Origin of the sequence: Intestinimonas massiliensis (ex Afouda et al. 2020), from assembly GCF_001244995.1 — a bacterium.
Taxonomy (GTDB): Bacteria; Bacillota; Clostridia; order Oscillospirales; family Oscillospiraceae; genus Intestinimonas; species Intestinimonas massiliensis.
On record NZ_LN869529.1, the window covers coordinates 1461412 to 1483291 of the forward strand.

24 protein-coding genes are annotated in these 21880 nt (G+C 45.7%); 20 read left to right on the plus strand and 4 right to left on the minus strand.

Annotated elements, in window-relative coordinates; all coding sequences use genetic code 11:
* The first annotated feature begins 108 nt into the window (after positions 1-108).
* Positions 109-3459, plus strand: a complete 3351-nt coding sequence (locus BN2154_RS10885) for a YodL domain-containing protein (protein ID WP_050618804.1) — start codon at positions 109-111, stop codon at positions 3457-3459.
* 4 nt (positions 3460-3463) lie between these two features.
* Complete coding sequence (locus tag BN2154_RS10890) at positions 3464-3673, plus strand: transposon-transfer assisting family protein (RefSeq protein WP_050618805.1); 210 nt, start codon at positions 3464-3466, stop codon at positions 3671-3673.
* A 190-nt stretch (positions 3674-3863) separates the two neighbouring features.
* Here BN2154_RS10890 and BN2154_RS10895 read toward each other — a convergent pair whose 3' ends face one another.
* From BN2154_RS10895 to BN2154_RS10910, 4 genes are all read right to left on the minus strand, one after another.
* Positions 3864-4742, minus strand: a complete 879-nt coding sequence (locus BN2154_RS10895; protein WP_050618806.1) for a BRO family protein — start codon at positions 4740-4742, stop codon at positions 3864-3866.
* Between the two features lie 66 nt (positions 4743-4808).
* Positions 4809-6143: a relaxase/mobilization nuclease domain-containing protein gene (locus tag BN2154_RS10900; protein ID WP_050618807.1), complete on the minus strand. Its 1335-nt coding sequence runs from the start codon at positions 6141-6143 to the stop codon at positions 4809-4811.
* Positions 6104-6433: a plasmid mobilization protein gene (locus BN2154_RS10905; RefSeq protein ID WP_050618808.1), complete on the minus strand. Its 330-nt coding sequence runs from the start codon at positions 6431-6433 to the stop codon at positions 6104-6106. Before BN2154_RS10905 ends, BN2154_RS10900 begins: the two co-directional genes overlap by 40 nt.
* Positions 6434-6634: 201 nt before the next feature.
* Complete coding sequence (locus BN2154_RS10910; protein ID WP_050619617.1) at positions 6635-6991, minus strand: helix-turn-helix transcriptional regulator; 357 nt, start codon at positions 6989-6991, stop codon at positions 6635-6637.
* Between the two features lie 172 nt (positions 6992-7163).
* Between BN2154_RS10910 and BN2154_RS16340 the strand changes: the two genes are divergently transcribed.
* From BN2154_RS16340 to BN2154_RS10975, 18 genes are all read left to right on the plus strand, one after another.
* Positions 7164-7328: a MerR family transcriptional regulator gene (locus tag BN2154_RS16340; RefSeq protein WP_094762483.1), complete on the plus strand. Its 165-nt coding sequence runs from the start codon at positions 7164-7166 to the stop codon at positions 7326-7328.
* An 89-nt stretch (positions 7329-7417) separates the two neighbouring features.
* Positions 7418-7978: an RNA polymerase sigma factor gene (locus tag BN2154_RS15455; protein ID WP_094762484.1), complete on the plus strand. Its 561-nt coding sequence runs from the start codon at positions 7418-7420 to the stop codon at positions 7976-7978.
* Positions 7975-9006: a hypothetical protein gene (locus BN2154_RS10915; RefSeq protein ID WP_050618809.1), complete on the plus strand. Its 1032-nt coding sequence runs from the start codon at positions 7975-7977 to the stop codon at positions 9004-9006. The genes BN2154_RS15455 and BN2154_RS10915 overlap by 4 nt, the downstream gene beginning before the upstream one ends.
* Before the next feature lie 229 nt (positions 9007-9235).
* Positions 9236-9595: a BlaI/MecI/CopY family transcriptional regulator gene (locus BN2154_RS10920; RefSeq protein ID WP_050618810.1), complete on the plus strand. Its 360-nt coding sequence runs from the start codon at positions 9236-9238 to the stop codon at positions 9593-9595.
* 10 nt (positions 9596-9605) lie between these two features.
* The gene (locus BN2154_RS15460; protein ID WP_094762485.1) at positions 9606-11030 is read left to right on the plus strand and encodes a M23/M56 family metallopeptidase; all 1425 of its coding nucleotides are present in this window, start codon (positions 9606-9608) and stop codon (positions 11028-11030) included.
* Complete coding sequence (locus tag BN2154_RS15465; protein WP_094762486.1) at positions 11023-11205, plus strand: cysteine-rich KTR domain-containing protein; 183 nt, start codon at positions 11023-11025, stop codon at positions 11203-11205. The genes BN2154_RS15460 and BN2154_RS15465 overlap by 8 nt, the downstream gene beginning before the upstream one ends.
* A gap of 92 nt (positions 11206-11297) precedes the next feature.
* A complete protein-coding gene (locus BN2154_RS10925; RefSeq protein ID WP_050618811.1) occupies positions 11298-11984 on the plus strand; it encodes a hypothetical protein in 687 nt (228 codons plus the stop codon).
* A gap of 183 nt (positions 11985-12167) precedes the next feature.
* On the plus strand, positions 12168-13286 hold the full coding sequence (locus BN2154_RS15800; protein ID WP_154666681.1) for a hypothetical protein: 1119 nt from the start codon (positions 12168-12170) through the stop codon (positions 13284-13286).
* Entirely contained in the window at positions 13283-14095 is an 813-nt protein-coding gene (locus BN2154_RS15805) for a hypothetical protein (RefSeq protein WP_154666682.1), read from the plus strand. The genes BN2154_RS15800 and BN2154_RS15805 overlap by 4 nt, the downstream gene beginning before the upstream one ends.
* Positions 14088-14948, plus strand: coding sequence for a hypothetical protein (locus tag BN2154_RS15810; protein ID WP_154666683.1), 861 nt, complete (start codon positions 14088-14090; stop codon positions 14946-14948). Before BN2154_RS15805 ends, BN2154_RS15810 begins: the two co-directional genes overlap by 8 nt.
* A complete protein-coding gene (locus BN2154_RS10940; RefSeq protein WP_154666684.1) occupies positions 14945-15652 on the plus strand; it encodes a hypothetical protein in 708 nt (235 codons plus the stop codon). The genes BN2154_RS15810 and BN2154_RS10940 overlap by 4 nt, the downstream gene beginning before the upstream one ends.
* 11 nt (positions 15653-15663) lie before the next feature.
* The gene (locus tag BN2154_RS10945; RefSeq protein WP_050618815.1) at positions 15664-16299 is read left to right on the plus strand and encodes an ATP-binding cassette domain-containing protein; all 636 of its coding nucleotides are present in this window, start codon (positions 15664-15666) and stop codon (positions 16297-16299) included.
* 450 nt (positions 16300-16749) lie between these two features.
* Positions 16750-17187, plus strand: coding sequence for a sigma-70 family RNA polymerase sigma factor (locus BN2154_RS10950; RefSeq protein WP_050618816.1), 438 nt, complete (start codon positions 16750-16752; stop codon positions 17185-17187).
* The gene (locus BN2154_RS10955) at positions 17171-17413 is read left to right on the plus strand and encodes a helix-turn-helix domain-containing protein (RefSeq protein ID WP_003431293.1); all 243 of its coding nucleotides are present in this window, start codon (positions 17171-17173) and stop codon (positions 17411-17413) included. Before BN2154_RS10950 ends, BN2154_RS10955 begins: the two co-directional genes overlap by 17 nt.
* Positions 17414-17910: 497 nt before the next feature.
* Positions 17911-18165 (plus strand): DUF6870 family protein, encoded by a 255-nt coding sequence (locus BN2154_RS10960; protein WP_050618817.1) that lies wholly within the window; start codon positions 17911-17913, stop codon positions 18163-18165.
* Between the two features lie 96 nt (positions 18166-18261).
* Entirely contained in the window at positions 18262-19944 is a 1683-nt protein-coding gene (locus BN2154_RS10965) for a recombinase family protein (RefSeq protein WP_050618818.1), read from the plus strand.
* A gap of 243 nt (positions 19945-20187) precedes the next feature.
* Positions 20188-20643 carry a hypothetical protein gene (locus BN2154_RS10970; RefSeq protein WP_242853745.1) on the plus strand — a complete coding sequence of 152 codons (456 nt, stop codon included), beginning with the start codon at positions 20188-20190 and terminating at the stop codon, positions 20641-20643.
* Positions 20644-20716: 73 nt separating this feature from the next.
* Positions 20717-21817: a tetratricopeptide repeat-containing glycosyltransferase gene (locus BN2154_RS10975; RefSeq protein WP_050618820.1), complete on the plus strand. Its 1101-nt coding sequence runs from the start codon at positions 20717-20719 to the stop codon at positions 21815-21817.
* Positions 21818-21880: the final 63 nt, after the last annotated feature.

Here is a 21880-nt window from a genome sequence, read left to right on the forward strand (position 1 = left end):
TACCCGTTTGCGAGAAATCCCCGCATTTCTCTTTGAGATTTGCGGGGATTTTGCTTGTTGGGATAGTCCCAAACCCTTAAAAACCGAGAAAGGACGTGATGAAATAATATGCCGTATTCCTCATACGACCATGACAAATTAGAAGCCGCCGAAACCATGCGGATAGACCGCCGGATATATTTTGAAGCAAAGGACGGGGATATTGCCCCCTATACTTCCTTGCCGATTGCGCAGTTACTTTCCATGCGCGAGGAAAGCGCGGCAGCGGAACAGGCGGTTTTTGACGACCTTGCAAGACGCGCCGCTGCATGGGAAGAACAGGCGGGAAAAACGCTTTTGCTCGACAAAGCACTTGAATATGTGAGAACGCCGCACGTCCAGCACACCGCTAACGAGTGGCGGGAAAACGAGTATAACCGCCATACCCGCAGCAACCGGGTCTATCAGATGAATTACTACATTTACGAGAATACCCGATACGACCGGGAAAAGCAGCAAAGCGTCCCGTATTCCTATTCCCTTACATGGGGCGTTTACACCAACAGCCCGAACAGGAACGGGCAAGCGAAGATCGCCGGACAGGACAGAAAAGTTTTCCCCGATAAGGCGGCTATGGAAAAGTATCTGAATGGGCGTATCAAAGCATACGACCGCCTGTTTACGGAAATCTCCCCGCCTATCCCGCAGGAGTACGCCGAGTATTTCAAAGTAAACGGGCAGCTCATGCCGGACTACACCATAGAGGGCGAGGAACCCCCGCAGCAGCAACAGGCGGCAGCTATCCCCGAAGCTACCGTACAGGAAAAGGAGCGTGAACACATGGACGGACAGTTTTCAATTATGATAGGCAACCGCAGCCGCTTTGAAGCGGGCGACCCCAGCGGCTATTGGCTGGATATGCCCGCCACAAAGGAGCAGTTACATGAAGCTATGCAGAGCGTCGGTATTACCGCCGACAACCCGCAGGATTTTTCCATTCGCGGCTATTCCGACGACCCGGAAAAACATATTGCCTTGCCTTATGAAATGGTATGCGCCGCCGACGTGGACGAACTCAATTTTCTTGCGGCGCGGCTGGAACAGCTTGACCCCGCCGAGGTTGGCAAGCTGAACGCAGCTTTGCAGCAGAAAAACGGGCTTGCAAATATCGGACAGGTGATCGACTTCACCTACAACGTGGATTTTTACGTCCATATCCCCGAAGTACATACCCACCGCGATTTAGGCGACTACTACTTAAATCAATCCGGCATGGTACAAATGCCCGAAGAATGGAAAGGCGGCATTGACCTTACTACTTTCGGCAGGAACGCCGCCGCACAGGAAAAGGGCGCGTTTACCGAATACGGCTATATTGTGGAAAGCGGCGACGAGTGGGAACGGCAGTTTGAGGGGCGCGAAGTGCCGGAAGAATACAAGATTATGAGTTACCCGCAGCCGGAGCGCGGCGAACAGGACAAAGCCTTTATGGACGCAGCCGAAACGCAGCAAGCAGCCGGACAGACCGACGAGCCGCAGCAGCCCCGCCCCGTCGTCCCCATTATCCTTACTTCTGAAAAGCCCGGCGACAAGGTAAAGGAAATCACCGCCCGTTTGGAACAGGGCGTACAGGCGATTTTTGACAGCGACCGCTACAAAGAGTTTCTAACCGCTATGTCAAAGTTCCATGATTACAGTCTGAACAATACGATTTTGATTGCCATGCAAGGCGGCAATTTGGTAATGGGCTTCCGTCAATGGGAAAAGGAGTTTGACCGCCATGTAAAGAAAGGCGAGAAAGGCATTAAAATCTTTGCCCCCGCCCCCTACAAGGTGAAAAAGCTGGTTGACAAAATCGACCCCGAAACGAGAAAGCCCATGCTTGACCGCGAGGGAAAAGCGATTAAGGAAGAAAAGGAAATCACCGTTCCCGCCTTTAAGGTTATAACCGTCTTTGATATTTCACAGACCGAGGGCAAGGAGTTTCCCGACCTTTCCGTTAAACCGCTGCTTGCCGATGTGGAGCAGTACGAGGACTTTTTCGCAGCCCTTGAAAAAGCGTCCCCCGTCCCGATTGCCTTTGAACAGATTACAAACGGCGCAAATGGGTATTTCAGTCTAACCGACAAGCGTATTGCAATCAAAGAGGGCGTGAGCGAATTACAGGCGGTAAAGACCGCCATTCACGAAATCGCCCATGCGAAGCTGCACGACGTAGACTTGAACGCCCCGCCGGAGCAGCAAAACCGCGTTGACCGCCATACCCGCGAGGTAGAAGCGGAAAGCGTCGCTTACACCGTCTGCCAGCACTTTGGCCTTGATACTTCCGATTACTCTTTCGGCTATGTGGCGGGTTGGAGCAGCGGCAAGGAAATGACCGAGTTAAAAGCGTCCCTTGAAACGATACAGGCCACCGCAAAGGAACTCATTACCGAGATTGAGGGGCATTTTACCGAGTTGCAGCAGCAGCGGCAAGCCGAGCAGGAACAGGGCGACACCTTTTCCATTTTTCAGTTAAAGCGCGGGGACGAAACAAGGGACTTGCGCTTTGAGCCTTACGACCGTCTGCAAGCGACGGGGCATACCGTTGACCGGGCAAATTATGAACTCGTCTATACCGCGCCGCTTACAAAAGATATGACGCTGGGCGGCATTTGGGAAAAGTTTAATATCGACCACCCCGCCGATTTCAAGGGGCATAGCCTTTCCGTTTCGGACATTGTCGTGCTTCATCAGAACGGCGAGGACACCGCCCACTATGTAGACAGTATCGGTTTTCAGCAAGTGCCGGAGTTTTTGCAGGAGCAGCAGACCCCCATATTTGACAAGCTGCCACCCGAACAGCAGCAAGCCCTATCCGACACCGTAAAAGACACCTTGCAAATACTGGTTGACGCAGACAAGCGGATTTATGGCGACGTTACGGGTAAGACCCTTGAAGCAATCGCGGCGCAAGGGTATTCCTATAAGGACGGGCAGCTTGAAAAGCAGCAGCCGGAAGCGACCCCCGAAAGCCTTATGACGGGTGAAACCGTCAGAACGCCGAGGGGCAATTTTCATATTACCGATATGAGCCGGGAGCAGATCGAAGCGGCGGGCTTTGGTTTTCACCATGCGTCGGAGGATGGGAAGTATCTCATTATGGGGAACAGCACACAGGCATTTGCCATAGCCGCCGAGCAGCCGCAGCGGGATAATCCCTTAAAGCACGTCGAGGACACCATAGAGCAGAACGACAACAATTTTGACGGGCTTATCAATAACACGCCGCAAGCCCCCACCGTCGCAGATTTGGAGCAGCGGGCAAAGGCGGGGGAAGCGATTTCCGTTACCGACCTTGCGAAAGCGGTAAAGGCCGAGAAACGGGAGCAGCCGCAGAAAAAGCCCTCTATTCTGAAAAAGCTGGACGAGTATAAGAAACAGGCGGCGCAGCAGCCGAAAGATAAGCAGAAAGAACATAAAAAGGATTTGGAGGTTTGATAGCATGAATATCCGCTTTACCATAGAGGAAGAAAACATAATTGCGATTTACGCCGAGGACAGCCGGGAAAGGACGATTGATAATATCAACTCTGCCATGCCCTATATGGACGAGGATATACGCCAGCTTGCCGCCGCAGCGGTGAGCAAGCTGCAAGCCATGACGGACAGCGAGTTTTCCGAACGGGAGTTTATCTTGACCGACGAGGAATAGACCATAGAAAACAGGGGCGCGGTTGCCGATTTCCGGCGCCGCGCCCCTGTTCTTTTTTTGTCCTTGCGTCGACAATTAGAAAGCCGATTTTGCGGGTTTGAATATACTTTATCGTCTACGCCGTTTCCCCGCGCTGGAAGCCGCAGAAACACAGGCGTTTTCAGCCCTTAATGTTCCACTTGCAGCCCCGTTATTCGTCCGTTTCGTCTTTCTTCTTTTCCGCGTCCACAACGCCCTCAATCATGCCCGTTACAACGGCGTTTAATTGCGCCGCGTTTTGGGAAGTGATAACGGGCTTGCCCGTTTCCGCTTCAAGGGCTTGTTTTGCAATCCCGGCGACATTCCCGCCGCGACGGGCAACCTCTATGTTTTCTTCAAAGGTTTCCGGCTTGGACGCTTGGGAAATATCTTTTGTAGAGGTTTCCGCGAGCATATTTAAGATGATTTCCGTTGTACTCATGTTATCCCGCAGATTTTCTTTTTTTAAGCCTTTCAGCTTTTTGTATTGCCGCGTCGTCATTCCCGACCATGCGCGGGTGATCTCGTCGGTGAGTATCGCATATTCAACGCCCTTTTTCACGCCCCGGTCTTGCCATTCGTCGGTTAATTCTTTCCGCACTTGGATTGCCTGTAACCGCTGGTTAATCCATTCGCGGGTATATCCCTTTTTCAAGTAAGTTTCAAGGGCGCGGTCAATGGCCTGTTCCGGGTCTATGGTTTCTTCTATCCGTTCCCGCCCGACTTCTGCAAGCCACAGCTTAAACGGCTCTGCTTTCGGTGAGGGGATAGACTGAATGATACGCAAAAGCTGTTCCGTTGTCGCAACGTCGGTCAAATAGCGTTTCCCGTCCTTGTGCGATTTCAATTTCAGTTGGTTACAAGATGTAACCGACTGATTTCCCTCGTCTTTCAGCCGCTTTTTTAAGACTTTCCAATAGTTATTTGGATTTGGGCTGTCGGTCAAAACCGCGACAACATCAACGACGGAAAAATACCATTCTTCCTTTTCCTCGTCCCATGCCGTTCTGATTGCTTTGTTTTCAAAAAGCTGCAATTTGTCGTTATCCATTTGCGGTACTCCTTTCCGGGCAATTCTATTTTATAATAAAATTATGACTTTTTCTACTGTAACCTCTTATCGCTCCTGCTCCCGCGCCTTGCTTTGGGACGGGTAAAGAATACTATCCACGTTCTTTTTGACAATACCGTACTCCTGCATTTGCTTTTTCGCTTGGCGGTAATCCTCATACAATTTGCTTTTCCTGTCGTTTAGGCCGCTGTACTCCTTGCGCAGCGCGGCGAGATCGGGCAGCTTCTTTATCTGCATTTCCTTTAATGCCTTTGCCGCAGCTTCAAACAGGATAATTTCGCTTTCATGCCCCCGCAGATACTTTTCCTTGTCCCGCGACTTCTTGTATTCCTCGTAAATCGGTTTCAACTGTCGGTATGTGGTGGTGTGCTTGATAATCAGCGACAAATCGGACATACGCTGCTCTACTTCCTTAACCGCCTTTGCCGCCGTGTCATGGGCGGTCATAATATCCGCGATTTTGCTTTCAAGGTCGCTGTAATACTCAATCTTGTTTTCGGTCAAGAAGTTCATGCTTTTTGCGGCCTGTTTCAGATTATGGATTTTCGCCCACCGTTCATAGCCCGCCGACTGTTGGGCTTTAATGCTGTTTTCAATATCGACGACAAGCCGGATTTTCCTATCTTCCCGCAGCGGTTTTGACTTGGCGATATATACGCCCTTGATACGCTCCTTTATCGCTTCTTCCGTATAGGCCGCGCCCAGCGTCTTTGCGCGGGTAAACCGTTCCTGTCCGGCGGCGCGGAAAGAAATATATTTGCCCTGTTTGATTTCATACCCCATTTCCTGCAAACGGCGCAGCAGTTCGTCAAAATCTTTCACTTGGGGAATGAGGGTGTCTATTGCCGTTTTCAATTTGGCTTTGTAGCTTGTACCTTGCTTTTCGGCGGTATATTCCGCATAGCTTTTTCCCTTGTCCTGTCCCGGCACGACGACGGATAGCCCATGCTCTTTACATATCCTGTCGCTGGTGCGCCGGATAAAGTGATAGCTTTGCTTGTTGGAATGGTACTTTTTGTAGTCAACGAAGCTGACCGCATTAAAAATCAGATGATTGTGCAAGTGGTTTTTATCGACATGGGTTGTCAAAACAAACTCATACTTGCCGCCTAAAATCTCTTTGGCAAGTTCCATGCCGATTTTGTGCGCTTCTTCCGGCGTGGTTTCGCCCACCGCAAAGGATTGTATCAAGTGCCGCCCTAAATGGGTGCCGCGATCTCCGGCAGCTTCCCGCGTCCATGCAAACTCTATATCGGCGGTTTCCAGCCCGCAGCCGAAAGAGGACGCAAGCAGCTTCCCGTCTGTCTTTTCGGGATTTAAGATATAGTCTATCGCAGCCTTTAAGGTTGATTTAATAGGGTGCGTCTTTGTAACCGCCATATCTCGTCCACCGCCTTTTTAATGTCCTCTATATCCTGCCTGTAAACCGTCCCCGTCGCATTGGCGCGTTTGGCAATCTGGTTGATGTTCCGGCTCATCGCTTGCAGTTCCCGGATATATGCTTTTGTGTCGCTTCGGTCAATGACAAGGATATATCCGTCTATCGCCATTTTGCGGAGGTATGCGCCGTATTGCCGGATTGGTAGCTGCTTCATTTTCTCGTCAATCAACCGCTTTTCTTCTTCCGTAACGTAAAACTTCATCTGTATGTTTCTCTTTCGGTTTTCCATTCTCGCGCCGCCTTTCGGTATAAGGGTTTGGGACTATCCCAACAAGCATTTTTCGCAAACGGGTACTCGTTTGCTGTGCTTGCTATCTACTCCATACCCCTACCGAAAGGCGGTATTTGTTGCGCGTCCCCTTGATTTTAGGCGCAAAAAAAGATTGCAGCCGCCATGCGCTGCAATCCTGTATTTCCCGTATAAAAGAGGTTAGCCCTCTGTCTTTTCAACTTCCGTAATTTCCTTTGCCGTTGCGGTTACAATCCGTATGCCTTTATCGCTCATACCGTCCAGCAGCGCGTCAAGCTGTCGCCGGTTGGTGGATTTTTCCGCGTCGCTGTTCGGGAAGAAAAATTGATCTACCGAAATATGATACCGGGTTACAAGGTCATAAAACACCTGTAAACTTGGCTGTTGTCCCTTGTTTTCGATATTCGCAAGGTAGCGCGGGGAAATATATAACTCGTCGCTTACCTTTTTCCGGCTCTCGCCGTATTCTTTTCTCGCGGCTTTTATGGCTGCCCCGAAAGCCTTAAAATCGTATAACGGTACAGGTCTTTTCGCCATTTTCATTCACCCTACTACATTCTACTGTTCACCTTTCTTCTTGGATATGCCTATATAATTCCTATAATTAGCTTAAATAATTCTTTTTATTTACGCCCTGTCTATTGTTATTGTTCGTTTGACCGTATATAATATATAGTGATATGTCAAAGAAAGAAAGGGCGGTTGCACAATGAAATATATGTCATGTGCGGAAGCAGGGGCAAAATGGGGCATTTCCGAAAGGCGGGTACAGAAACTTTGTGAGAGCAACCGCATACCCGGAGCGGTGAAGTTTAGCCGCGTTTGGTTGATACCAAAAGACGCGGAAAAGCCCGTTGACGGGAGAAGAAAATAAAACCTTTATTTATTTTTGAAAAACGTCTTTCTTATAGTGTAAGATTTTCGATTAAATCCATAGTACATAGATGAAAGGAGGGTGATACTTTGTTGGAAGATAGCAAAATCATTGAATTGTTCTTTGCGCGCGTGGAACAGGCAATCGTTGAGCTATCGGCAAAATATGGAACAGTTTGCAGCAGGATTGCAAGGAATATTTTGAAAAATGATCTTGACGCAGAGGAATGTGTCAATGATACATATCTTGCAGCGTGGAATACCATCCCCCCCGAAAAGCCTAACCCGCTACGAACATATATTTTCCGCATTGTCCGAAATATCTCTATTGCAAAATACCATGCAAATACTTCAATTAAACGCAACAGTTATTATGATGTAGCATTGGAAGAATTAGATAACTGCATTTCTTCCTCTGTAACCGTAGAGCAGGAAATTGCTGCAAATGAATTGTCAAAACAGATAGATTGCTTTCTTGATACTTTAGATAGAGAGAGCCGAGTGATGTTTGTGCGCCGCTATTGGTATTCGGATAGCATATCGGATATTGCGGGAATGTTCCATATTAGCAACAATAATGTATCTGTCCGCCTTTCTCGAATACGGGATAAGCTGAAAAATCATCTAAAGAAAGAGGGTTATGATATATGAATAAAAAGATCATATCGTATGCTATTGGCAATATTAGCAATCGGCACATTGAAGAAGCTGCCGATTTTCAAGTAAGGAAGAAAGAGCCCGTTTGGATAAAATGGGGCTGTATAGCAGCGTGCCTTGCAGTTGTGCTTTTCGCTACTTTTTCTATTCTCCCAAATTATTTAAGTCAGCAAGGTTTTACACCGCAGAATAATCCGAATGGAGTTATTGATCATAATCCACCAATAATTACAAACCCGGATGATCAGTCGGACAATACCGAGCAAGTCATAAATCTTAACATCAATGAAATTGCCGCTCCTAACGCCGTAAGTAGCAACATTGCTCTTGCGGCAGACGATTATACTGCAATGTCTTATGAAGAACTGCTCACATATTTTGATACATCTCTCCCGATTACAGAAACGCTCCCCTACCTTACACTCCAGAGCAAAAATTTTGGCATTTTCAAGTCAGAAGATCGTGATATTTATTACGATGGAAATTCTGTTGTGTTCCGAAATTCCGATGGGACGCAGAGCATCAATATTGTCCTTTCAAAAGTATTTAAGCACACTTCTGATGTTTTTGATTTAAGCGAGGACGAACTCAAGTTTACAGATATCAATGGTAGAGAATTGGCTGTTTTCCATTACAAAAATGAAAACGGAGCAGAATGTTATTACGTTGAATTCTTGCAAGATGATGTTGCTTTCGTAATCAGTTCGGAAAATATATCTGCGGAGGATTACGCGAAATGCCTGCAAGCATTAGTCAATAAAACACAGCAAAACAGTAACTCTGTCCACACTATTACAGGTGAAATCATTGCAATCGACCCATACGCAAATCATATAGGAATTCGTTTGGACGAGGATAAGGCCCTGAAATATAGCCGCGGGTACGGGATTGATCTACCAGACGGACAATCTGCTGATGGATATTCGCTTGGTGACCGTGTAGAGATAACATATACGGGAGAACCGGCAACAGTTCTAACGATATGGGCAGAGCAACTTGTTGATATCACATTGCTTCCATAAAGGCAAAAAGATATAACAAAGGGCAATTATCACAGAGCCAGACGCATAGACGCAGAGCCAAACAGCATAAATAGGCAGCGACTTTGCAAAGGCAAGGTTGCTGCTTTGTTTATTTGAAATCATCATAAAGAGTTTACATAAAACTATGTCAGTAGCATTGACTTTTTCACACGACTGTGGTAGTATATTTTTATACACTACTACTGTCGTGTGAATGAGGTGATATGTTATGGATAATAAACTTTTCGATTCTGAATTAAAAGTAATGTCTGTCCTATGGCGTGAGGGAGAATGTACGGCAAAGCATATTTCCGATGTTTTGAAAAAAGAAGTCGGCTGGAATATGAATACAACCTACACCCTAATCAAAAGGTGCATTAACAAAGGCGCAATAGAGCGGTCAGAACCTAACTTTATGTGCCGCCCCTTAATTTCAAAAGAAGCGGTACAAAAAAGGGAAACAAACGAACTGATTGATAAAATATTCGACGGGTCAGCCGATAAATTGTTTGCTGCTTTGTTGGGGAAAAAAACTTTATCTTCCAAACAGATCGAAAAATTGAAACAAATAGTTGACGAATTAGAGTGAGGTGATTGATATGAGCTTACTGCAAATGAGTTTCACCGGCTCTATATTCATTACGTTGATTTTCCTTTTGCGCCTTTTGACTGTAAACAGACTTCCAAAAAGCACTTTTTTAGTATTATGGGGGATAGCCGTAATAAGGCTGTTAATACCTTTTTCTATTCCCTCGGCTTTTAGCGTGTATTCTCTGTTAAATAGAAATGCTGCTCTCCAAGGTGCGCTTAACGAAAGTCCTATTGCGCGTCTGTTGCCGCTTTCAAATAGTACTCACTTAACGCTCGGAAGTAAGGTTACGCCGCAAGACATGGGGGCATTATCCGTTGAACATATAATATATTTTATCGGTGCTACTCTCTGTTTGCTGATATTTGCAACAGCATATTTTTGCTGTATAAAAAAGTTGCGTCATTCGCGCCCGATCAGAAACAGTTATATTTCAGAGTGGGTTAAAACTCATAAGATAAAAAGGAAAATCCGTTTTGAACAATGCGACAATATTTCTTCTCCCCTAACATACGGTATTTTTTCGCCTATAATCCTATTGCCTAAAAACACCGATTTTGATAACCGCCAAGAATTGAATTACATACTGCTGCATGAATACTTGCACATTCGGCGTTTTGACTGTTTGCTTAAAATAGTTGCTGTTGTTACCGTTTGTATTCATTGGTTTAATCCGCTGGTATGGCTTATGTATTTCTTCTTAAATCGGGATATGGAACTTTCTTGCGACGAATTTGTTGTTAGAAAAAATGGGAAAACCGCAAGAGCCAGCTATGCCCGTTTACTAATAGCTATGGAAGAAAGACGTAGCGTACCTTTGGCTATGTTTAGCGAGTTCTCGATCAATGTGTCAGAAGAAAGAATTACAGCTATTATGAAAACAAAACCTTTTACCATAGTAAGCATGGTTACTGCTTCCATTTTAATCCTTACTTTATGTGCAGGCTTTATGACTTCTGCTTATGGAGTAAAGATTGATGTAGGGCAACCGCAAACAGCCAATGTATCTGTCCCAAATGTTGATGTTTCGTCTATAAACGAGAAAGCAGTAGCCACAGCCACCGAATGGGCATGGCCCACAACCAGCAATGAAATATCAACAGTATTTGGTTATCAATCATCTTCGGGAAAAATGAGCGATCATATCAATATCAAAGGAGAGAAAGGTGATGAAATATTTGCTGCTGTTGAAGGGCAAGTAATTGAAAGTGGAATGGATAGGGAGTATGGAAATTACGTTGTCATAGAAAGCGATAACAATATAAAAATTATTTACGGACACTTGGAGAATGTTTCAATAACTGTAAACGATACGGTTAAAACAGGAGAAAGGATAGGGACAATCGGACGATCTGGAACGGCAACAGGGTACTGCTTATCGTTTGCGGTATTTGTAAACAATGTAGCTGTTGACCCTATGAGTTATTATGAATAGCCTTGACCGCAGCAAGTGGATTATATGTCCGGTGTGCGGGAACAAAACCCGCGATAAAATACGAGCAGATACAGTTATGGAACACTACCCCTTATTTTGTCCGAAATGCAAACATGAAACCCTAATAAATGTCCAAAAAATGAATATCACTATTGTGAAAGAGCCAGACGCATAGACGCAGAGCCAATAACCCGATAGGGGTTGTTGGCTCTGTTTATATATATCTTTATTCACCCTATGTTAATACAATTTTTTGGAGGTATCATTATGAAAAAAATTTATGCGTTCATAAGCTTGCTGCTTACTTCCGGTATGATTATGCTAATGCTTAGTGCCTGCACACAAAATAATCCTAATTCTCAGTTTTCCAACAATTCTCAAGTTTCCGCTGATCTGCCCAATGGTTATATTCTGCATGAGATGATTTTTCCCGAAAGTGATGCTGAAAAAACTGATTACAATAAGGATATTTTTGAAATAACACCATTTAAGATTCAGGTTGCATTCCCTGAAAAATGGTCTATAGGTGAATTTGACTCTCAGAAAAATACTTATCTATATAGTGGTACTTGGGCTCGTGTTGGCATTTATGACGAAGATAATAAATGTATTGGTGCTGTTGGTTACAACATCTTTGAAATCGACGAAGAAGCAGAAGATGAACTAATGGCCGTTTATAATCAAATTGCACTTGGAAATGACTATCGATTTGATGTTAAAAACACATACACTGTTGTTAAAGAGTCGGACACAAGCGAAACCGCAACTACTGACATATATTACTCTCCGGTGTTTTCTACTACGCCTGACTCGGAGGGAGTTTCTAAAACAAATTATGGCATTCTCTCGTATAATAGCGATAAACTTGTTTATGTAGCCTTTGAATTTGATAGTGCTGTTGTTTCTGATGATACAATTACCTGTATAGCTAATAGTGTTGAATTTCTTGACTAAACTGTACTGTAGTTATGCAAATTGTAAGCTTAAAAATTCAAATTGACTCTATCCTGATTTTGTCTCAATGCCATTATCTAATACAAAATAAACATAGGCATTAAAGCTAAAAGTAAATTTATGATAAATTGGGGTGATGCAAATACAGTTATCTCATCACCCCATTTTCTATTGGAGGGTTTTATGAAACGAAAAATGATTGTATTGATAACAATGATTCTTTGTTACACGCTTATGCTTACATCTTGCCAACCGACTCCGAGCAACACCATAAACTCTGAAAGCGCTCAATCTGCTGTTCCCTTAAATCCACAGTTGACCCCAAAGGACGAACAGAATAGTGTCAATAGTAACGATTTGTCTGCTAATCTCAAACTGGTGCATAGTGCTGATGGCAAAATGGTAGAGGAAACTTTGACTACAACAAATGGCGAAGAAATTATTTTGAATGCTACTGTTACCACTAAAAATGTTGAGAATGTCCAGCAATATCAGTATGTCTCATTACCAATTACAGATAATTTTAGAAAATCGCTGTTCACATCAGTTTTAGGGGATAAAGCCGCAGACGCAGAGTATGACGCAAGAAATGACGTATGGGAACTTCGACTATCAAACAAAGTAGGAGATTATTATTTGTATGAAACAGGCTATTTTCTTGCTGGTGAAAGTGTAGCGGAACAGACTACATTTTCGTTGGAATACCGCTATGTCGATTTATACCCAATTGACGATAATATCTTATCCTCAATTGAACAATCACCTATGACGCTTTCCGCTGATGAAGCAGTTTCTATGTGCAATAAAATTATGGACCAGATAGCAAACGGAACCGAATATCAAGTTGATTATATTTTTGCCTATGGGACAAATGGGCGACACCCTTACTATAAAATTGTTTATAAACAAGAGATTGACAACACAACCATTACTGCATTTAACGATATATATTTTTTGGTGGACGATAGCGGAGTACAAAAGGTTTTTGGCTGTCTTTATGAAGTCGGAAATACAATCCTCACAGACCCTATTATTTCTGTTGACAAAGCAGTTGAGTCCTTAAAGGATAGTATTTTTCAAATCTCTTTCCAAGAGTTTGACAATAGCACTCTAACTGTAAATGAGATTACATTGGAATACATCGTTGTCAATGCTGATGATGGGAAAGCGTATATAAGACCAGCATGGCGTTTTATTGTGGGAGAAAACGAAGAACAGCAAAATCGGTATCGAGATCGCATTATAGCTATCGACGCAGTAACAGGGGATTTAATTCAAGGTAGACGGGGGAATAACTTTTGAAAACTTCATTGTCCATACGATTACACGCAGCGATATTTTCTCCTGCTATGCTGATAAGCGTTCTGTTGGGGTTAATCCTGCTTCTCAAGTTCCACATCACTCATTATATTTGGTATTACATAGAATACGGTGCAATCAATTTTTCTGATATAGGGACAACATTTCTGAATGAAATATTCGTAACTGACGCAACAAGCGGTTTCGGGCTGTTTGCACCGATTTTAGCAGTACTTCCCGCTACCACCTTATTTTGTGATGATTACAACAGCGGATATATCAAACCTATTTTAAGCCGTATTGAGAAGAAACGCTATATCAAAGAAACGGTTTTATGCTCTACGATTGCGGGCGGCTTGGCAGTTTTCGTTCCAACCTTTTTGACGGATTTTCTTATGGTGATATGCTTTAAGCCTAACACATTGGAAAACAATTTGGGGTATCAAACATTTTTAGATGAAGGGATTTTTGCAAATATTCAATTTATATGGGGCGGATTACTTGTTGTGTTCCTGCTACTTTTGCTTTCATTTTTATTTGGGGCGGTATGGTCAAATATCGGGTTATGTATTTCTGCCTTTATCCCCAATAAATATGTCGCATTGGCAACCCCATTTGCCCTATATTTTTCCCTACATCTCATTTTATATAAAACGGGCAGCCTATTACTTTTAAGCCCTGTAAATATGCTAACGGCATTTGCCGATTTTCTCCCCTGTTTACCATACCCCTTTATTTATCAAGGGATATTATTAGCCGCCGCGATTTGCGTATTTTGGTGGGGCGTAAAGAGGAGGTTAAAAGATGTTTAGGGTTTGCAGTCATCAGTTGAAAATCTCGCTATGTTCCCCGCGAATATATATCGCTGTTTTTGCTGGAATTGTCATACAGATTGTGAGTTTAATATCTTTTTTGGACTTTTCCAAAACGATAGGAAAACCGCTTTGCGTTTTTGAAAGCATTACTTATTCTAATTGCGATCTGTACGCGCCCGTAGCATTATTTCTTGCAGTTTTGGTGTTGGTATCAGATATACCGTTTACCTCAGAGAGTGAAACATATACGCTGTTAAGAATATCAAGGAAAAAATGGATTGCGGGAAAAATCTTATACTTGGTATGTATTTGCGCGATTTATTATTTGATTGTTTATGCGGCGGGAGCATTGTTTATAGCGGAAAACGCGTATGGGGGCAATCTTTGGAGTGAACCGCTATATATCATTGCAAACGATACAACGTCTGCTCTATCCCTATCGAGCAATGTCTATTTTCCCTATGCGTATATCCTTAATAACCTATCCCCGTACTTTTCCGCTGTTCTTATCTATATTTTGAGCGTTTCTTATGCAACGCTTATGAGTTTGCTGGTATTTTGGCTTAATTTGAAAATATCACGAATGTTAAGCTATGCAGCCGTTATGTTGGTGCATATTGTCAGCTATACACTAACGGCATTATCCGTAACACCGAGCCGGATCAATCTTTCGCTTTTTAGCAATAGCCTACTCATGTTTCATAATATCGGGGCTGGGTCAGATGAACGATATAACTCTATACCACAAACAGTCATTATTTATGGCGTAATCATAGGGCTGCTTGTGCTTATGATTTTACACGCAATAAAGCGGTATGATTTCAGAATTACAGTCGGGGGTAAGCAATGAACAGAAAAATCATCGAGAGAACACTTACTCCTACAATATGTACTTTTTATCTTCTTATGTGTTGCTTATTAACGGCGACTGCCGAGGGGAAAACGGTTATTGATATTTGGGGCGGCTTTGTTCCGTCCGGCGGCTTGTTGTCAAATGTTATAGGAATTGTGCGTTGGAATATTTGTGTTATGCCGCCTATTATGATATGTAATCTGTTTATGATTGCGGGAACAGGCAAATTAAGCACTTTTACAGTAATAAGAGAAATAAGCCTTGAAAAATGGTTTTTCAAGCGATATATCGCAATGGTTATTTCAACGCTTGCCTATATAGCGATGGCAATGATATTAACCACATTTTTAGGATTTAACAATAGTTTGCAGCTTCATCAAATTATCGGCTTTGCATTGACCTTTTCCGCGCATATTTTACTGCTAATTTCCGCTTCTGTTGCCACACTTCTTATTTTTAGATCGGCAAAAGCGGTGTTGATACTGTATCTTATCATAGAGGGAATTATGGTGATTATAGGTACTACTTTTCCTGTAACAAGCAAATACCTCATTCCCTATTGGGGAATGGCAATCGAAGATCAAACCATGACAGTTGTTTGGAAAACAGTTCTATCGCTTTTGATAACTGCTTTAAGCGTATTGATTACAATAGTTTTTTTGAAAAAACACAATCCAGCGGAAACCCCGAAGAATACATAGGAGGTGTGATAATGGAAAACATTATTTGCGTAGAGAATGTGAATAAATCATATAAGGGAAATCAAGTTCTTCAAGATATAAATATATCATTTGAAATGGGAAAAATACATGGAATTATTGGAAGAAACGGCTCGGGTAAAACTGTATTGATAAAGACAATATGCGGTTTTGTTCACCCGGATACCGGGCGGGTGCTGGTTGACGGGAAGATTATAGGGAAAGATATTGATTTTCCTAAAAATATTGGAGCGATTATCGAAGCACCGGGCTTTCTCCCTAATGCAAGCGCGTATAAAAATCTTGAATACTTAGCGTCATTACGCAGAGTGATCGGAAAAGAGGAAATCCGAAAAGCAATAGAAATTGTGGGGCTGAACCCCGATGATAAAAAACACGTTGGGAAATACTCTCTTGGTATGAAACAGCGATTGGGATTGGCACAAGCTATTATGGAAAACCCGGATATTTTGATTTTAGACGAACCTATGAATGGGCTTGATAAAGAAGGAGTTTCCGAGATAAGGGAATTGCTGTTAGATTTCAAAAGTAAAGGTAAGACCATTATCATTGTTTCTCATAATTCGGAAGATATAAATATGTTATGTGATACTGTTCACGAAATGGATAAAGGTAGATTAGTTGAATAGTTAAGAGCCAGACGCATAGACGCAGAGCCGATAACCCGCAAGCCTTTTTTGGGCGCGGATTATCGGCTTTTGCATTTTATGGTGGCTATCAATAAAGAGCCGCCGTTACAGATATACGACGACTTTATGAAAAACGCTGCGGTATCAAGGAGGTATCGCCGTGTTACTTTTCTTACGACATAATTCGACTATCTTTTACATACGAAAAAAAGCCTTTATCCGCCAGCGGGATATTTCAGCTATGAGTATGAACTGTCAATACATCTAAATACTTCTTACATTTCCTTTGCGCTCGTCCGCGTCTTGCGGACGGGCGCATTTTGCTTATTTCAATTTATTTTTGAAAGGAGCAACAAAGAGCCATCTCCCGAACGGGTACGGAGCGAAAGGGGCAGAGAGGACAAGCCTTTACTCCCGTCCTCTACTCCACGCGGGAAGGAGGTGAACTCTATGGAGCTATCTTCTTCCGACAAGGAAAGAATACAACATCAGTACGACGCATTAGCAAAGAAAACTTTGGTAGGCGAAGCGAAAAGCTACCGCCGCACTCTTGCCAGACGCGCAGCCCGCGAAGTAACTTTTTCGGATTTGAGCGAAAGCGAACTCGCGCAGCTTTTCACGACGGACGAATACGAAAGCGATTATTTCCGTTTTCAAGTGTCCGGCTTTGATGTACTCGTCAAAAATGAACTGCTTGCCGAAGCCCTTAACGCTTTGCCCGAAAGGAAACGCGATATTGTTCTCTTGTCCTACTTCTTGGATATGAGCGACGCGGAAATTGGCGAACTGCTGAATGTTGTACGCACGACGGTTTTCCGGCATAGGAAATCCGCGCTTGCGAAGATCAAACAGTATTTGGAGGGAAAAGCAGATGATGAACACCGTTAGGAAATCTGAAAATCTGTTGCCGTTCCCTGTCATTTCCGCAGCGGCAAACGGCGACACAAACGCCATGTGCGCGATCTTGAAGCATTACGAGGGTTACATAGCGAAACTTTGTACCCGAACGCTGAAAGACGACGCGGGCAATACTTACTCCTATGTGGACGAAGAAATGCGTAACAGGCTGCAAGTGCGCCTTATTACCCGCACTCTTGCGTTTCATGTAGGCTAACTCTTTAAGCCCATGCGGGGAGCGTGTACCCCTTTCCACGCTTCCCGTTATGGGCTGTTTGTCGTTCCGTAAAAGCATATCGGAAACGGTATGCTTTTACAGGCTGACAAAGCCTTATTGTTCCTTGTCAAAGAAAGCCCGCAAGACAACGGCGGCGCAGTATAACAGGCAAACGAATACATACCGCTTATATCGAGCCGAACAGCGGGTACGCCATGACCGCTTTTCACACAGGGAAAGCCGAGCGAGAAATACCGCGCTGCAAAACAGGTTTAGCAGCTTGTGGGCGACGACATATAGGCGGGACGAAACGCCTTTATAGCCATAGTCCGAGCGTTAAGAGCGTCGCAGGCATTGGGTAAAGCTGCCTTAAATGAGCAGGGGTGAAACTCCCGCGGTGCTGCCGCTGACAGCCGTTCGTTTCTGCCTTATTTCTCATATCGTACAAGCCGGAGCGCATATTCTGTATTATGTCGCTATACCGGGAGGGAAAGAAGATGATTAACAAGGTACAGCTTCAACAAATGAGAAGCGTTGATATAACACAGGTAGACCGCAGCACTTTGGTTGACATTCGTAATATCCATATCGACAGTTCTTTGCCAGCAGCAAAGAAAATGCAAAGTTACTTTGAGCAGATCGTAAATCCTTACTGTTTTCTTTGCGACGACACACCCGTAAAAATACGGTTTGTAGCAGAGGATAAAACATTGAAACAATCATTGTGCGACTACTTTTTAAGTCTGAAATGACTTGCCTACTTTCCCTGCCCCAAAGGGTAAAGACCTTGTGATTATGGGGCTAAAATGGTATAATAGACCCGTAATTATAGGGGGAAAGGAGGTATTATGCCCCGCATACGCAAAGACAAAACGGCACGCAGTTACGCAGAGCCGTTTTGGAAAATCGGGCTATACATTCGACTATCCAAAGAGGACGATAACGAGGACGAAAGCGAGAGTGTTATCAATCAAGAAAAGATACTCCGCGACTTTGTAGACAGCTATTTTGAGCCGGGTACTTTTGTCATTGTAGACGTGTTTGCCGACGACGGATTGACAGGCACAGACACAGCGCGACCAAACTTCAAACGGCTTGAGGGCTGTATTGTCCGCAAAGAAGTAAACTGCATGATTATCAAATCCCTTGCACGCGGTTTCCGCAACCTTGCCGACCAGCAGAAGTTTTTGGAGGAGTTCATACCGATTAACGGCGCAAGGTTTATTTGCACAGGCACGCCATTCATTGATACCTACGCTAACCCCCATTCAGCAAGCGGACTTGAAGTACCTATAAGGGGAATGTTCAATGAACAGTTTGCCGCCACCACTTCCGAAGAAATCCGCAAAACTTTCAAGATGAAACGGGAGCGCGGCGAGTTCATCGGTGCATTTGCCACCTATGGTTATAAAAAAGACCCGAACGACAAAAACAGCCTATTGGTAGATGAAGAAGCAGCGGAAGTTGTGAAAAGCATATATCATTGGTTTGTCAATGAGGGGTACAGCAAAATGGGGATTGCAAAAAGGCTTAATCAAATGGGAGAGCCTAACCCCGAAGCCTACAAAAAGAAAAAAGGATTGAAGTACAACAATCCTAATTCCGGCAAAAATGACGGGCTATGGTCTGCCAGCACGATTGCAAGGATATTGCAGAACGAAATCTATACGGGCGTAATGGTACAGGGCAGAAACCGCGTTATCAGCTACAAAGTCCATAAGCAGATCAGCGTCCCGGAAGATGAATGGTTTGTCGTCCCCAACACACACGAACCGATCATTGACAGAGAAACATTTGAGAAAGCGCAAGCCCTACATAAGCGCGACACAAGAACGGCACCGGGCAAGCAGGAAGTCTATTTAATGTCCGGCTTTGTCCGTTGCGCAGACTGTCAAAAAGCCATGCGGCGAAAAACCGCCCGCAATATCGCCTACTATTCTTGCCGCAGCTATACAGACAAAAAGATTTGCAGCAAACATTCTATCCGGCAGGATAAATTGGAAAATGCGGTTTTGGCAGCTTTGCAAATGCAAATTGCCCTTGTAGATCAGCTTGCAGAAGAAATTGAACGTATCAACAACGCGCCTGTAATCAACAGGGAAAACAAACGGTTATCCTATTCATTGAAACAGGCAGAAAAGCAACTAAAACAGTACAATGACGCTTCCGACAGCTTGTACCTCGATTGGAAAAGCGGCGAAATCACAAAAGAAGAATACCGCCGCTTGAAAGGCAAGATTGCAGAACAGATACAGCAGCTTGAAGCGAATATCTCTTATCTGAAAGAGGAAATGCAAATCATGGCTGACGGTATCGGAGCCGACGACCCGTATCTAACCGCCTTTCTGAAATATAAAAACATTCAGAGCCTAAACCGAGGAATTGTAGTTGAACTTATCAAAGCGGTTTGGGTGCATGAGAACGGGGAAATAACGGTTGACTTCAATTTTGCCGACGAGTACCAGCGAATTATTGATTACATCGAGAATAACCACAACATAATTACGGTGATTGAGAGCAAGGCGATATGACGGGCTTTCTACTCACCGCAAAGCAAAAGCTAATGTTGTGCATAAATAAACGGCTCTACCGGTCCTACCGGCCCCACCGGCGCGACGGGCGCCACGGGCGCCACCGGTCCTACCGGCCCCACCGGCGCGGCGACGGGTGCTGCGGGCGCTACCGGTCCTGCCGGCCCCACTGGCCCGATTGGCCCCATCGGACCCACCGGCCCCACCGGCACCTGTGTCTGCCCCTGCCGTTCTACAGGTGAAATGGTCCTGAACGGGGGAATGGAGCAGTTCACAGGCAGTGTACCCACCAATTGGAACACCAACGATGCGCAAAGGATATCCAGGGTGACCGCTCAGGGCCGGGTCCACACCGGCAGTTCTGCCGTCAATCTGACGAACGGCGGTGAACTGTGGCAAGACATCCGAATCACCGGTGGCTGCTATTTTGACTTCTCCTTCTTTGCCCGTGGAGAGGGAGCACAGGTCGCCATAGAGGCCACTGTCACCTTTATGAACGCACAAGGAGACAGCCAGAGCGGGCTGACCATCTCCATCCACAGCCAGAATCTGACCAACGACAACCGGGAGTTTGCCTATTACCGCGGGATCACGGGCCAGGCGCCCGCCGGAGCCACGATGGCGCGGGTGCGCTTCGCGGTCACTGCGGAAGGCGGGCAGTCTGCCGATCTGGACGACGTGTCCTTCTCGACGGATTAAAGCCGCAGCCGAAAGCCGGCTTGGGAGCGCTGCCTCAGAGGAGCAGCGCTCCCCTTTTTAACAGGAGGAATGTATGGGGAACTATTCTGTCTGCGTCTATGCGATCTGCAAAAACGAGGAATCGTTTGTAGATCGCTGGATGGATTCCATGTCAGAGGCGGACCGGGTCGTGGTGCTGGACACGGGCTCGTCCGATGCGACCGTGGAAAAGCTGCGGAACCGGGGCGCCGAGGTAACGGTGGAAGTGATTTCCCCCTGGCGCTTCGACACCGCGCGCAATCGCTCCTTGGAGCTGGTACCGGAGGATGCGGACATCTGTGTATGCACCGATCTGGATGAAGTGTTCCAGCCCGGCTGGCGGGAGCGTCTGGAGGATGCCTGGACGCCCGGCGCGGGGCAGGCCACGTACCGCTATACCTGGTCTTTCAACCCCGACGGCTCGGAAGGCGTGGTGTTCTGGTACGAGAAGATACACGTCCGACACGGGTATCGCTGGGTCCACCCGGTCCACGAGGTGCTCGTCTGGGTGGGAGAAGGAGCGCCCGGACCTATGGTAACGGCCGAGGGGGTGCAGCTTGACCATCACCCGGACCCCTCCAAATCCAGAGGGCAGTACCTGCCGCTGCTGGAGCTGTCCGTGGCGGAGGACCCGGAGGACGACCGGAACGTCCACTATCTGGGCCGGGAGTACCTCTACCATGGGCGCTGGGAGGACTGCATCTCCACCCTGCAGCGCCACCTGGCCATGCCCAAAGCGGTTTGGCGGGACGAGCGGGCGGCCTCCATGCGGTATATGGCCAAGGCCTACCTTCAGTTGGGGGAGCCAGGCCCGGCCCGGGGCTGGTATCTTCGGGCGGTGGCCGAGGCGCCCCACCTGCGTGAGCCCTACATCGACTTGGCGCTGCTGCTGTATGAACAGGAGGCGTGGGACGGGGTCCTCTATTTCACCGGCTGCGCTCTGTCCATCACCCACCGCCCCCGGACCTATATCTGTGAAGCCGCCCCGTGGGGCAGTCTGCCCTACGATCTGCGCGCCGTCGCCTTTTATCACACCGGTCGCTTTTCGCAGGCTCTGGAGGCAGCACAGGCGGCGCTTGCCCTGGAACCGGAAAATGAGCGCCTGCGAGGAAATGTGGATTTACTCAACCGCATGATCCCATCGGATCAGACTTGATACGAACAAGTGCGGGCTGGCGCATGTTTGACAAAGGTATGTTCCAAAATCGGTTCTCTACTG